The sequence below is a fragment of the Vibrio sp. HB236076 genome (genome assembly GCF_040957575.1).
Lineage (GTDB): Bacteria > Pseudomonadota > Gammaproteobacteria > Enterobacterales > Vibrionaceae > Vibrio.
The window spans coordinates 471,668-485,828 of sequence record NZ_CP162602.1 but is presented as its reverse complement, the minus strand read 5'-3'; the positions used below and the strand labels follow the sequence as shown (position 1 = coordinate 485,828).

Sequence of the window (14,161 nt, the reverse complement as noted above, 5' to 3'; positions counted from 1 at the left end):
TTTTGCATCAAAACCCCGATCGAACTCAAGTCTTTTGCTCTTAAATGTCACTAAAAAAGTCAGGGTGGTCTAAGCCACCCTGCCATTTATTTCTCTAGGGAAATCGACCTCACTTTCAATTTCATATCTCGGCCATTAATTGGCTCAAATACCACCGCATTGACAATGCTGGCTAAATCAAACCCCTTGGTATGCGACTTAAAAGACGCGATGGGAAATTCATAGCGTTTCCATTGGTCTAAAGAGGCTAATTGATTGTTATCAATATCAATTTGAGCAACATTTGGCCAACCGCTGTCTAACTTGATCGCCAGGCCATCGGCGTCGTTGTTGACGATAGCCATCTCGATCACCAACTTGCCTTGTGAAAAACCCGACAGATCGAGCGTGCCGTTACTCGCCCCGATATACGCATTGCCTTGATTGATGATGTGGATATCCAACTCGCCATCGTGCCATTGGCGTTGATCATTACTTTGGTTATCCCACCCCGATAACGCCATGCCATCGGCAATGCCTAACGGTGTCAGCACCTCGAGTTTATCGGTGCCAACCATCACTTGGGCGCTGGTCAGCGGCGGCTCGGTTGTCCCTGTATTTTGTATTGCATCAGGGTTAACCGGGCTTGAACAGCCTTGGCCTGTCTTGGTATTTGCACTGCACTGATAAACCCGAACGTAGTCAATTTGCATTTCGGCGCGTTCTAAATTGGGGTCGATCCCCTTGTCATTGGTTTCACCTGCCCAAGAGCCACCGATTGCCAAATTGAGCAATAAATGAAATTTTTGATTAAAGGGGGCGTCGTCTGGACCACTGACCCATTGCTGTTGGTCATTTTGATATTGGGTCCACCAGCCGGCTTGGGTTTGCGTCGCGTAGTGTACCTCATCGACGTACCAACGAATTTCGCCTTTTTCCCACTCGATGGCGTAGGTGTGAAAGTCATCGGCAGGGTTAATCTCATCGTTGCCAAAGGTGTATTCTGTTCCCGATGAAACATTATTGGGCCAATTTTTTCCGTAGTGCAGTGTGCCATGCACTCGGTTTTCCGGTCTGATATTCCCCGCTTCATCTTGATAGGTCGTGTGCAAGTTAACGGCTTCAACAATGTCAATTTCACCAGATGCCGCCCACCCGCCATAGACAAAATCACTAGGGAGCATCCATACCGCCGGCCAAGTGCCCTGCCCCTGTGGCATCTTAGCTCTGACCTCAAAGCGGCCGTATTGCCAATCGGCTCGGTCTTTGGTCCTTAACCTTGCCGACGAGTAAGGCAGTGTCTTTGTTGCACTCGATTCATTCCAATCTTGTGGAGTGGCAGGGCCAGTGGTTTGCTGTTTTATTGCTCTGAGCGTTAGCACACCTTGATCAACGAAGGCATTTTGATCATTTTTGACATAGCATTGTTGCTCATCATTGCCGCCGCCCCAACAGTTCTCTTCAAACTGCCATTTACTTTCATCGACTTTCGAACCATTGAATTCATCATGCCATACCAGTGACCACTTCCCTTTTTGAGTGGGGACTTGCTGTTGGTTTGTCACACTGGTCACAACAGGGCTATTTTGCACTGTTTGAGGCGTAGAATCGGCACACCCAACAATCATGCCAGCACAACTGATGACACCGACGAATGGAATGTATTTATGCATGATCATTATCCTTATTGTTTTTTTGGACCACCACGGTTTGGATGGCGCGTGCGGGTAAATCGATATATTGCGCTTGGCCACCATGTTGCAAGCGGTAAGTCATGGCGTCACTGGAGCGATTCATAACCACTAAAATTAACCGCCCATCGAGGTTTTCAAACGCGGTGGCTTCGAGTTCATCACTGCTCGTCGCGACTGCCACGCGTTTAGCGCCTAAACCGATAAATTTTGAAAAATGGCCAATGTAATAGTAAGACGGGTTATAAATTGGCAGTTGGTTGTCGAGATCACAAAGGATCGGCGCACTGCACAAATTGCCAACGTGATTCGGCCCGCCAAACTGATCCAAAAACAAATTCCAATCACACCAGCTGCTGGTACCGTGATTTAAATCATTGATGATCGAATGACCATAGCGCTCAGCAACCTCCCAACTGCCAATGTGCGGGCCGCCCTCTTGGCAACCTTCGGTAAACCAGATCGCGGTATCGGGATAAAGCTGGTTAATCAAACTCAAGTTGTCGTAGTTGTCACCTTCATACCAATGTATCCCGACCCCGTAGACAAATTGACTGGCAATGGGGTCATCGAGCATGACTTGCGCGCGGTGAAAAGCCTCGGCGCGGTTGTGATCCCAAAAAATGAGTCGAACATCACTAAGCGCTTGTTTGCCCAAGGTTGGGCCGAGATAGTCACGGACAAAATCCCTTTCTTGCTCTGCGCTGTACAAGCAAGAATCCCAAATTTGCGTGGCAGCCGGTTCATTTTGCACACTGATGGCGTCAATCGTGACCCCGTGCTCACGCATTGCCTTGATGAACTTACAGTAATAGTTTGCCCATGTTTGACGATACTCCGCTTTGAGTTCGCCGCCGTGATTCATCTGCTGATTGGTTTTCATCCACTCTGGCGGACTCCAAGGCGAGGCAAGCAACGGCAATGGTTGTTTCGCCACTTGCTGTGCCCGCAAGATAAGTGGGATGATTTCTTGCAACTCTCGCTCTAGGCTAAACGCGTTTAAATCGGGGTCTTCAACCTCGCAACACGCCCAGTTGTGCAAAGAAAAATCACAGCTGTTGATGTGGGTGCGGCCTCGGTTGTAGGCAAGTCCTTGAACTGGGTCAAAATAAGCGCTCAGCAACTCTTCTTGTACCTCGGATGGCATGGCGTGGAACACATGCGCCGCCGATTCAGTAAACGCGCCACCGAATCCCTCCCAGGTTTGAAAGTGAAAACGACTATCAAGATAAACCTGTTGTATCGGTTGATGGCGTTTTTCGGCTAATTGTGACGTTGGCACCAAAGGCTCGCCGTCGTATTCACGCCATTTTTGCTCACTGTGTAGAGCGGTTTCTACGATTTTCATTCTTCATTCACCATAGTCGTGGTTAAAGGGCCATTGATTACCAGGAGACATCGGCTTGAATACCGACGATGGTATCGCCATCACCATCGTTCGCTTCTGGCAGGTAACTGGCCACAAAGCGAATTTCTGGCGCGATGCCTTGCCCAACGCCCATCACGACAGTCGGTGCAACAGTGATTTTTTTCTCAAACCAAGTACCGCCATTCCAGTTTTTGTAGGCGTAACCGATTTCAGATTGAATATAAAAGTTTTCACTGACAGGAAAAGTAGGTCTTACCATGGCTGAGAACCAATAATCGTAAATATTGTCTTCTGCGTGATCATTGTATTGCGCTTGAATTGACGGGAATACGTTGATGCCGTTGTCAAAGAAATACCCACCCCAGAACAGCAAACGCGCGGAGGTGTCATTCGTGTAGTTATTGGCCATGGTCGCCGCGCCGCTCACGCCCCCTTTGGTGACACTGCCTGGGCGATAGGCGTTATAAGTGGTCAAGGTTCCGCCTAATAATTGCTGAGACCCCAAGCCGATACCCCCTTGAGCGATGATCTTGGAAAAACCATTGCCTGGTATCCAGAAAAAATCGTCTCTTGAATAAGTTAAGCTCAAATCGGCACCGCGGTCTGTGTATTTGGTGTAGTAGGCATCCACCGCCTCAACCCAAACACTGTTGTAATCGTCCCAATAACCGTCTGTCCCGGAGGTATAACTTTGGTTGTCGTGCATGTATTTTAACGAGCCATCGAGTTTCCAGGTGCCCCAATCAACCCCTAAATGCACCGTGTGTAAAATATTATTGGTATCGAGATCCCGTGTGAGGTTATAGTCTTCGTCTTCGGTGCGATCACTGGCGATGTAGGCAAAATCCACTTTCGCATCACCGACTTGATAATCAATCACACCCGCCCCGGTTCCGGAATAATCGATATAGAAAAAATCGGTCATAAAGATGTAGTTTTCATCTTTGGCATAACTGCGTTTTCCGGCCCACAAAATGCCTGAATCTAAAACCCCTTCGTACTCGAGATAAGCATCAGGAAAATCCGAAGCGCTGTATGAGTCCGTGTTATCTTCCTCACCGACCGTGACTTTGACTGATTTTCCATTGTCTAACACCCATTTTTTAGACAGGCTGATACTAAAGTCGTTATCAGCCTCAACCCCAAGACGACCGACCATTTCTTTCGTTACGCCAGCCCAGGTTGAGCGCTCCCAATCGTCAGTGCTAGACGATAGTGTACCGGAGCGAAAATAACCGTGAAATTCAAAGGTCTCATCAACCGCCGCTACGCTAGGATGAACATAACTCAGTGATGTGCACGCAATCATTAAAGAAAGCGCTGTCTTTTTTGTTTTCATGTTTGCCTCTCGAGACTTTTAGGGTTATTGGTTTTTTTATTTCATCTTACTTTTGAAAGCGCTTTCTTTTAAGTTTTTATCGGTTTTATCAGAACTGCTTTCGCCAATCAGTATAAAAGGCCTAAAGATTAAAAAAAGTGACCACTCTCACTTAAGAAAGCACTTTCTTCTGTTTGAGTTCACATTTTCACAAGCTCAATGACTTCCACAGCTCGAAATGTTCGCCGTTTGTTGATCAGTCTTTTACCGCTTCATTGTTTACTTTTTATAGAAAATGATTAGCTAATAATGTTTATTATCAACAAAACCATTGCTTGATAGGCTTTATTTGCACCGAGAGTGTCGCCAGACCATAGCCCGTACACAAAAGGAATTCATCATGAACTATCAAGGTTATACCACATTCACTGCACAACAAACGGGGGCGGTATTACGCGTCACGTTTGATTTTGGTCCCGTTAACGTACAAGGGCAAGAGATGCTTGAAGATCTCATGGGGCTCGCCATGCGCCTCGAAAGGGATCGCAGTGTTAAGGTCGTCATTTTTCAATCCGCAAACCCAGAAATTTGGGTGTGTCACTACGACACCAATTTGCTTAAAGAGATGTCCACCGAAGCCGTTGCTCGCCAGGATGCTAAACTGCTTGATTTGCAAATTGTATTAGAGCGGATCAGTAAACTGCCCCAAGCCACTATTGCCAAGCTAGAAGGGGTCGCGCGTGGTGGTGGCCACGAGTTTGCTTTGGCTTGTGATATGCGCTTTGCGGTCCGCGGTAAATTCAAAATGATGCAAATGGAGGTTGGAATGGGCATTTTGCCTTGTGGTGGCGGCGCTTCTCGTATGGCTCGCCAAACCGGCCTTGGTAGAGCACTGGAAATCATTTTAAGTGCTCGAGACTTTAGCGCCGATGAGGCCGAAGCCTATGGCACCATCAATAAAGCGCTCGATGCCGATGAAATTGGCCCTTACGTGGATGCATTAGCCGAACGCATTGCTCAATTTCCCCCAGAATCCATTAATGCGTGTAAGCAAGCGGTCTACGAGTCGATAGATAAGCCCATTGATGAAGCGTTAAAAGCGGAAACCTACTGGTTATATCAAGCCACCAGTAAAACACCCGCCATCAAACGCTTTGCTACCGCCGATGCCAAAGGCATGGAATACGACCTTGAGAACCAACGCCATTGGGAAGCCTTGGTCATGAAAGTACAAGATATTCAATAACCTTACCCCGTAATACCGCCAACGCAGCTCGATTACTTACTAAGAGGTGATTTATGTTGGGTGAAACCATTGTTTACTAAACGACTTTCCCCATTTAACGGATACAATCCAAACCTTAAACCAGTCGGATCAGACCTTTGCGCAAAAAGCGAAGGAGTACCATCAAATCGATGAGGAAATCCGCAAGCTAGAACTGAAAGACTCACCGATCATTGATGAAGCCATGCAGCGATTAAAACACCATCGAACAGTGTTAAAAGATTGGCTATATCGTCAATTGATTTCAGCTTAAGTGGATGTGAGTCATAAAGGGTGAGCCATAGTTTTTTATATTTATTAATGCCATTCACCCTTTTTACTTTTGATAACTCAATCAAGGCTTACTCATCAATATAATATTCAGTTACGGTAAAATGACTAGAAAAAATCAATATATAGGTAGATAGAGAATCACTTCTATTTAACACCTGATTTCAACGTATTCTACCCCGTACAACATTAAATATAATCGTATTTTAAAAAAAGAAACGATATTATTATCAGACTCTAAGAAAGGATTATATTTATGCCATCAATTTTTCACTTTATATTATCATTAATAATGATATTTACTTTGTCTTTTATTGTCAGTTATGAAAAAAAATCGGTCAAGGTGCGTTTTATTGTTCAACTGCTATTGGTAGAAGTCGTCATCGCTTGGGTATTACTCAATTCGAATGTTGGTATCACGGTAGTCAGTGCCATTGCCGGTCTTTTTGATCACCTATTAGCCTTCGCCGCTGAAGGGATAAACTTTGTATTCGGCAACATGAGCCAGCAAGGGTTGGGGTTTGTTTTCTTTAACGTACTTTGTCCTATTGTTTTTATTTCTGCCTTAATTGGGATTTTGCAACACTTTCGCCTATTACCCATTTTCATTCGATTAATCGGAACCGTACTGTCCAAGATCAATGGTATGGGCAAGTTAGAATCTTTTAATGCTGTCAGCTCACTCATGCTAGGGCAGTCGGAAAACTTTATCGCCTATAAGGGCATATTACACACCTTGTCAGCACGCCGAATGTACACCATGGCCGCAACGGCAATGTCTACTGTATCGATGTCGATCGTTGGCGCTTACATGTCGATGATCGAAGCAAAATACGTCGTTGTCGCCATCATACTGAATTTATTTAGTACCTTTGTCATTCTGTCGATTATCAATCCATATGACGCGACGGATGAACCTGAGCCAGAGCTCGCTGACTTGCATGAACAACAAAGCTTCTTTGAAATGTTAGGCGATTATATTTTGGCAGGGTTCAAAGTTGCGATGATCGTTGCAGCCATGTTGATGGGCTTTATCGCCTTACTATCAGCCATCAATGCAGTATTTAGCGCCGTGTTTGGTTACAGCTTTCAGGAGTTAATGGGCTATCTTTTTTATCCATTGGCCTGGATCATTGGCATTACTGGTGATAACACCCTGAGCGCGGGCAGCATTATGGCAACCAAACTGGTATCCAATGAGTTTGTTGCTATGTTGCAACTCAAAGAATTGGCAGCGCAATACACACCTCGTAACCTCGGTATTTTATCGGTTTTTCTAGTGTCATTTGCTAATTTTGCCTCTATTGGTATTGTCGCTGGTGCCATAAAGGGCATTAATGAGCAGCAAGGTAACCTTGTCTCTCGGTTTGGTTTTCGCTTAGTTTATGGTGCGACATTAGTCAGCTTATTATCAGCAGCCATTGTTGGGTTAGTCATTTAAATGTTGTACTAGCAACAAACTTTAGACTAACGTTAAGTCTGCCCATCACAAATACCCTTTTTTCTAGTACTTGTGATGGGCAAGCAAAAATACTCTAGAAAGAAACGCAGCGATGGCTGTCCAGTCTCATCACAGATTCTTGATCAAATTGAGATTGATACAAAGCACGTATCTCGTCGACACCACGAAGGCTTTGCTCCTCACGCATTGGGTAAATCAAGGTCAAAACCCGACTGCCCTCTTTTACCACAGCGCCATTATTACCTAACCATTGCCCTTGGGCTTGGCTTACGGTCAAACCCGCAGTAAAGCGAGGCGTCACTTCTTGATCGACAAAGGCTTGCCATTCACTTTCAGAAATAGTGGAGCCATCAGGACGACTCAAACCAAAAAACAACTCACTCTCTTGCATGGGGTTTCCCACAATACAACTTTTACTTTCTGGATCATGAGATTGTACAGTGCTACAACCTGGTAAAACCAAGCCGAAGAATAAAGCTGAGATTAATTTGTATTGTTTTAATAAACCATTGTTTTTCATTTACACGACTCATTAGGGTTAACTTTTATTACATGATAATAAATATTTTAATGAGCATGAAATAATATTTAATGTTCTCAATGCAACTTAATAAACTTTCATTTATTAAGTTGCGAGTGTTATTTATATTAATAGTTACGTTCACAGTATTTATCAATAAATATCCGTTAATGGGCATGAACGTTTCTCTCTGCAAGGCGAGACAACCATCCTGTTACCCGTGTAGATGGCCACTTAACTTCTAGCTAAAAATGTCGATTGATGCGAATTTATCTACAATCAATTGACAGAACACCTCTTTTTTGTGATCTGCGTCAAATGTTAATATTGTTTTATCTTTTTTATATCAGGTAATACCATGAAGAACGTTACAATCAAAAACGCGTTTTTACTGCAGTTTCTGCCCTTGCTTGCCACCTTGCTCATCACCTTGGTGATTGGAGTTTACAGTGTAAAGTGGGATCACACGACCTCAGAAAGCTCCTTGATTGAACTGTGTCAGGCCGGCTTTATGTTGTTTGCTTCCGCTATTTGCTTCGTTCAACGCAAAAAAAGTGCGCACCTTCCTTTGATTTTTACCATTTTGAGTGCTTTCTTTGCCGTTATTTTCATTCGTGAAATGGATTATCACATCGAGTTGTACTTTCCCCATGGTGCTTGGAAGTACCCTGCTCTTTTGATCATGGCGTTGACTGGGGTCTTTGCTTGGAAAAACCGCCAAGCCTTAGTCAAAGAAATCAACGTATGGATTAACCTTCCACAGTTTCACACCTGGTTATTGGGCTTTTTGATCGTCTTCGTCTTCTCGCGTCTAGCGGGTATGAACGATTTTTGGCAGTCTTTTTTAGCTGATAACTATATGCGCGATATCAAAAACTTAGTTGAAGAAGGACTTGAGTTATTGGGCTACGCTTTAATGCTCAATGCCGCTTTATTCTTTGTGATATTAGATCCAAGGGTCAAACAAAGCCAGACCGTCGCCAATAAGACCATCGCCACTCACGGCTAAACCTTGCGTCAAGATGTGAAGAAAAGCATGAGCACGCCTCATGCTTTTTAGTCTCTCAGCGCAATCTATTTATCCCTCGTGAGGCAAATATTTAACTCAGACCTTTTTATATCAATAAGTTGCTTATTTGTTATTACTATAAGCTATAACTCATACCACTTTGTCATTTTAAAAATAAGCCTCTAGCCGCTACCTTACCGCGCTTATTTTATCCCCCACATTTTAAATTATCAGAATAAAGTTCTGTACAAAGGTATATCCATGACCCTGGCTGTAATAATTTCACTGGCTGTTTTTATTGGCATTATGTTGTACTTGTTCAAGCAGCAACAAGCACAACACACCTTGTCAAGATTGGTGCTCATAGGACTGATCACCGGTTCGCTGTTTGGTTTGGCCTTACAGTTGATCTTCGGCGAAGGAAGCGCCGTCACTCACCAAAGTTTAGAATGGATTAATATCGTCGGCAAAGGTTACGTCGGCTTGTTAAAAATGGTGATCATGCCTCTCGTTTTAGTGTCGATGATCTCCGCAGTGGTCAAACTCGACAAAGGCGGCTCACTGGGCAAAATTTCTTCTCTGACCATAGGTGTGCTGTTATTGACCACTGCAATTGCCGCGCTGATCGGTATCGCTGTTGCCAGTATCTTTGGACTCAGTGCTGATGGACTCACAGAGGGCGCTCGAGAAACCGCTAGAATCGCAGTATTACAAGACCGAGCGGGTATGGTCAGTGATTTAACCATTCCACAGATCTTGGTCAGCTTTATTCCGACCAACCCTTTTGCAGATTTAACCGGCCAACGTTCGACCTCGATCATTGCCGTGGTTATTTTTGGCGTACTGGTCGGTATTGCGACTCGTAAAGTCATGCATGAGAACGCGCAATTAGAATCGCCACTGCGTAACTTTGTCGAGTCTGCTCAATCTGTTGTTATGCGCTTAGTTAAAATGATCATGGCCTTAACGCCCTACGGTATTGCCGCGTTAATGGCAAAAGTGATCGCCACTTCCAGCGCCAATGACATCCTCAACCTGTTGGGCTTTATTGTCGCTTCTTATGTGGCGATTGCGATCATGTTTGTGGTACACGGCGTCTTGGTCTCCTTTGTTGGCGTCAGCCCAATCGCTTTCTTCAAGAAAATTTGGCCAGTCTTAACGTTCGCCTTTAGCTCGAGAAGTTCGGCGGCAACCATTCCGCTAAACGTGGAAGTGCAAGTGAGCAAACTCAATGTGCCACCCGCCATTGCTAACCTTTCCGCTTCCTTTGGCGCGACCATAGGCCAAAATGGGTGTGCCGGGATTTACCCTGCCATGCTGGCGGTGATGGTGGCGCCAAGTATGGGCATTAACCCACTTGATGTGCATTTTATCGTCTCTCTTGTTGCCATGATCACCATTAGCTCATTTGGGATTGCCGGTGTGGGTGGCGGCGCGACGTTTGCGGCGTTAATCGTGCTCCCAGCAATGGGCTTACCGGTTACCATTGTGGCCTTATTAATTTCAATAGAACCTTTGATTGATATGGCGAGAACCGCGCTCAATGTCTCTGGTGCGATGACGGCCGGTACCATCACCAGCCGCGTATTAAAATCGTCAGCAGAAAGTGATGATGTGCAATACCAACAGCGCCAAGCTTAATAACACCTTAGCCAAGAGTTTGAATACTCTATATGGCAAATAAAGAGTAAAATACTGTTTGTTTTAAAATAAAAAACGGATAATGCCAACCAGGGCATTATCCGTTTTTCGTTATCATATCGCGCTTAATTATGATGCCGGCTTTTCAAAACACATAACAGCGGCCGAATTAGCCTTGTTGTCCGTAGTATATTCCGAGACATAAATCAGCTTCCAGCCATCGTATTTTTCTAGAATACTATTGGTACGACTATCACTACCGGTTGAATAGTTCACACAACGAGTCATCATATTTGTCCCCTCAACGCCAGACTCTCTGACTTGAGAACTAATATTTGCTCCAGAACAACCTGCCAATAAAATGACCAAACCTAAACTGATAATTGATTTCATTATTTTTCCTTATTAATTCACATTAGCAACATTGGCTAATCGAGTTGCATAATAAGGCGTTAACATTTTTCTGACAATATAAATATTGTTTTATGACTAAACTTTCCGACCTCATTTCATTGTCTATTTCTAACCTTTATGTATCTTAGTTAGCAGAGACATGATAGCTACAAGTCATTTTTCTGGCTGCTCAATATTGACGTATTTACTTATAAAAATATTCTCGACTGAGCCTTAGATAACTTCAACAACCGTTTCTAATGGTAAACGTGCTTTTGGCAATCCGTAGTTGTAGTCTTCATCGACTTTGCTGTAACCCATCGCCAATGCCACTTCACAAACATGACCATCGAGCTCTTTGGCAAACAGCTTACCCAGCATGTCTGGATCTACCCCTTCCATCGGCGTAGAAGCAATACCTAAACGCGCCAAAACGTGCATGATGTTACCCAAAGCAAGGTACACTTGCGCCTTAGTCCAATTGCCATTGTAACCCTGTTCATCGGTATTTTGCTCTGCAAATGCGTAAGCGCCCATAAACATATCGTACATATCGTACATATCGGGCGGTAAGTGACCTGAACTGACTTCAACATCAACGCGCTTGCTAAACTTCTCTTTAGTAAAAATGAGGATCGTAAGCAAACAGAATCGTATGAGAAGCAGCCTTGGCATGTGGCTGATTAAATTGATGTTTATGCTCAAAAGAATCGTGCAATCTTTGCTTGGCGTCGTCGCTTTCAATCACGACAAACTTCCAAGGTTGCGAATTAATTAAAGAAGCAGACAAACGCAGCGCTTCGTTAATAATCTCGAGGTCTTGTGCAGAGATGCGCTTTTGTGGATCGTATTTTTTGGCGGTGTAACGCGTGTTCAGATCGTCGAAAATAGATTGAGACATTATTTTCTCCAAGGGCTTTGCTTTGACAGGGGCTCAGTGTATAGCGCTGTCGCAAAAAGAGAATACGCCTTGAATTGAAAACAGTTTTCAAACATTGTTGATAATGAAAAGCGCCTTGTCTCAACGACGCCTTTCGGCTGTCTTCACTATTGCAGTTGGTTATCTTGCATTATCTGTTTATCAATCCCTTTGAGTACCAACTCATCCATCATAAAATTCACCGTATTAAGCCAACGTTGCTCCCCTTTCGGCACCAAATAACCAAATTGACTTTTCGTGAAAGGGTTTTCTTCTCTGACCGCTTCAAGTCTCGCGTCGGTCGCTTGATAATACAAGGCTTCAGGCGTTTCTGTTACCATGACATCGACGTCACCTCGAGCTACCGCTTTAGGTACATCGAGATTATTTTCGTATTTCACCAACCTCGCCTCGGTAAGAAACTGGTCGGCAAATTTTTCATTGGTACCGCCGATATTGACCCCGACTTTAACCTCTGGCTGATTGACCTTATCCAAACGATCAAACTGCGACGATTTGCCTTTTGCCACCAAGAACACTTTACCAAAAGTCATGTAGCCTTGAGACTGCTCGGCAACCAACTGTCGACTGATTTTGCGCGTAATGCCACCCATGGCAATATCGTATTTGTTTGCTTGAAGATCCGCGGTTAGCGTTTTCCAGGTTGTCGGAACAAAGCGCACCTCTACCCCAAGTTGCTTAGCAAAGTATTTTGCAACATCAATATCATAGCCGCGGTAGGTTTTATTTTCTAAGTGGCTAAACGGTTTGTAATCGCCCGTTGTGCCGACTTTGACATAACCCCGTGCGACGATGTCGTCCAGGACATCGGCTTGTACTTGAAAGGCCAAAGCCGCCAGTGCGGTGAGAGCGACCTTGTGAACAATTTTCATATTGACTCCCTATGAGTAAAACCCTTGACTTATCAGCATCAACAGATAAGCGAAATGATTTCACTGTTTTATAAATAACATCAATAATCTACAATACAATAATCAAGAGTGATTCGATATACGCGAATCAGGAAAGCACTCTATTTTCGCTGTCAATATAAGGTATACTGTTGTTTATCTTGTACATAAAGCCAGACTCTCAGTGTGTTTTGACAGTTGGCATACCTCTTTTCAAGCAAGGAAACCGCTATGAAGCTGCAACAATTGCGTTATATTCGTGAGATCCAACGAAATGGCTATAATATTTCTCTCACCTCTGAAAAGTTGTTTACTTCACAGCCAGGCATCAGTAAGCAGGTGGCTTTACTTGAAGATGAATTGGGTATCCAAATTTTTGAGCGCCAAGGCAAACACTTATCAGGGCCGACTGCGGTGGGGAAACTGGTCATTGATGAAGCCAGTAAAATGCTGGATATTGAAGAGCGGATCAAAGCCATTTCCAATAGTGTCACGTCACCTGATTCAGGCCAGCTTCACTTGCATACGACCAATGCCATCGCCAAGTTTTTACTACCTCAAGCGTTGGAGTACTTTATGAAAAAATACCCCAACGTCACCTTGCATTTAGGCACCATAGAACCGGGGACAAAAAGCGTCGCTTTCCCCTCTGGCCCGTTTGATTTTTCGATTGTCGCTCATGATGTCGAAGAGCAATTAGGGCTGACCATTTTACCGGCTTACAAGTGGTCTTTGTCCTTGATTTTGGCCGCCGATCACCCTCTGGCTCAAACCGATCAATTGAGCCTCAATGATCTTGCCGATGAAAAGATCATTAGTTATGAGCTCAAATCAACGGGAAGAACCGCAATCGATCAAGCTTTTTCACAAGCGGGGCTACGACCTCATTACGCCATTACTGCGATGGATTCAGAAGTGATAAAAGAGTATGTGAGCCGCGGCGTTGGGATAGGAATCATTGCCTCTGTGGCCACTCATGAGATCAGCGATAAATTAGTGGTTCGTTCGCTAGAAGGGCTTATTCCAGATTGTTACGCTTGGATCTGTTTCAACAAAAACAACTTCTTGCAGGGGTATATGTATGATTTTATCGAAAACTTTGCCCCTCACCTTACTCGCTCTGTCATTCAGCACACTGCCACCCTGCCAAAAGCCGAAATGATGCAGTATTTTAATGACCACCAACTGATGACCTATCAGTAAACCTTAATTCGAGGTTGATGATGTAGTTTCCCCACTCCATGGGTAAGATTAGAGTACAACCGGGTAAAGGATGGTTTGATGGATTATCAAGCCATAACCTATCCAATATGACTAAATGCATTACATTTCAATAAGATTGATATCGTATATCTTAACCCAATAGCACACCTTGCCATTATTGACGCAATGGT

12 protein-coding genes and 1 pseudogene are annotated in these 14,161 nt (G+C 44.2%); 6 read left to right on the top strand and 7 right to left on the bottom strand.

The genetic code is table 11. From position 1 onward, the window contains the following. Window positions 1–86: 86 nt before the first annotated feature. From AB0763_RS15435 to AB0763_RS15425, 3 genes are read right to left on the bottom strand one after another with little or no spacing between them, the layout of a single operon-like run. Window positions 87–1,652, bottom strand: coding sequence for a glycoside hydrolase family 16 protein (locus tag AB0763_RS15435; RefSeq protein ID WP_306099329.1), 1,566 nt, complete (start codon window positions 1,650–1,652; stop codon window positions 87–89). Further along, window positions 1,645–3,018, bottom strand: coding sequence for a glycoside hydrolase family 30 protein (locus tag AB0763_RS15430; protein ID WP_306099328.1), 1,374 nt, complete (start codon window positions 3,016–3,018; stop codon window positions 1,645–1,647). Before AB0763_RS15430 ends, AB0763_RS15435 begins: the two co-directional genes overlap by 8 nt. A 37-nt stretch (window positions 3,019–3,055) precedes the next feature. After that, entirely contained in the window at window positions 3,056–4,378 is a 1,323-nt protein-coding gene (locus AB0763_RS15425) for a carbohydrate porin (RefSeq protein ID WP_306099327.1), read from the bottom strand. A gap of 379 nt (window positions 4,379–4,757) precedes the next feature. Between AB0763_RS15425 and AB0763_RS15420 the strand changes: the two genes are divergently transcribed. From AB0763_RS15420 to AB0763_RS15410, 3 genes are all read left to right on the top strand, one after another. After that, window positions 4,758–5,603 (top strand): enoyl-CoA hydratase/isomerase family protein, encoded by an 846-nt coding sequence (locus tag AB0763_RS15420; RefSeq protein WP_306099326.1) that lies wholly within the window; start codon window positions 4,758–4,760, stop codon window positions 5,601–5,603. Between the two features lie 106 nt (window positions 5,604–5,709). After that, window positions 5,710–5,895: a YdcH family protein gene (locus AB0763_RS15415; protein WP_306099381.1), complete on the top strand. Its 186-nt coding sequence runs from the start codon at window positions 5,710–5,712 to the stop codon at window positions 5,893–5,895. Window positions 5,896–6,168: 273 nt separating this feature from the next. Further along, on the top strand, window positions 6,169–7,353 hold the full coding sequence (locus tag AB0763_RS15410; RefSeq protein ID WP_306099325.1) for a NupC/NupG family nucleoside CNT transporter: 1,185 nt from the start codon (window positions 6,169–6,171) through the stop codon (window positions 7,351–7,353). 94 nt (window positions 7,354–7,447) lie between these two features. On the opposite strand, the gene AB0763_RS15405 is transcribed toward AB0763_RS15410, so the two are convergent. Next, complete coding sequence (locus AB0763_RS15405; RefSeq protein WP_306099324.1) at window positions 7,448–7,765, bottom strand: DUF3574 domain-containing protein; 318 nt, start codon at window positions 7,763–7,765, stop codon at window positions 7,448–7,450. Between the two features lie 487 nt (window positions 7,766–8,252). Here AB0763_RS15405 and AB0763_RS15400 point away from each other — a divergent pair, with 487 nt between their 5' ends. Further along, window positions 8,253–8,903 carry a hypothetical protein gene (locus AB0763_RS15400; protein ID WP_306099323.1) on the top strand — a complete coding sequence of 217 codons (651 nt, stop codon included), beginning with the start codon at window positions 8,253–8,255 and terminating at the stop codon, window positions 8,901–8,903. Between the two features lie 261 nt (window positions 8,904–9,164). Further along, window positions 9,165–10,544, top strand: a complete 1,380-nt coding sequence (locus AB0763_RS15395; RefSeq protein WP_306099322.1) for an L-cystine transporter — start codon at window positions 9,165–9,167, stop codon at window positions 10,542–10,544. Between the two features lie 129 nt (window positions 10,545–10,673). Here AB0763_RS15395 and AB0763_RS15390 read toward each other — a convergent pair whose 3' ends face one another. The 3 genes and pseudogenes from AB0763_RS15390 to AB0763_RS15380 form a co-directional block, all read right to left on the bottom strand. Then, window positions 10,674–10,937: a hypothetical protein gene (locus AB0763_RS15390; protein WP_306099321.1), complete on the bottom strand. Its 264-nt coding sequence runs from the start codon at window positions 10,935–10,937 to the stop codon at window positions 10,674–10,676. A 234-nt stretch (window positions 10,938–11,171) separates the two neighbouring features. Continuing rightward, window positions 11,172–11,838 (bottom strand): annotated as a pseudogene (locus tag AB0763_RS15385) (NAD(P)H-dependent oxidoreductase). A 146-nt stretch (window positions 11,839–11,984) separates the two neighbouring features. Beyond that, on the bottom strand, window positions 11,985–12,749 hold the full coding sequence (locus tag AB0763_RS15380; RefSeq protein ID WP_306099320.1) for a transporter substrate-binding domain-containing protein: 765 nt from the start codon (window positions 12,747–12,749) through the stop codon (window positions 11,985–11,987). A gap of 249 nt (window positions 12,750–12,998) precedes the next feature. On the opposite strand from AB0763_RS15380, the gene AB0763_RS15375 reads away from it, so the two are divergent. Beyond that, on the top strand, window positions 12,999–13,970 hold the full coding sequence (locus AB0763_RS15375; protein WP_306099319.1) for a LysR substrate-binding domain-containing protein: 972 nt from the start codon (window positions 12,999–13,001) through the stop codon (window positions 13,968–13,970). Window positions 13,971–14,161: the final 191 nt, after the last annotated feature.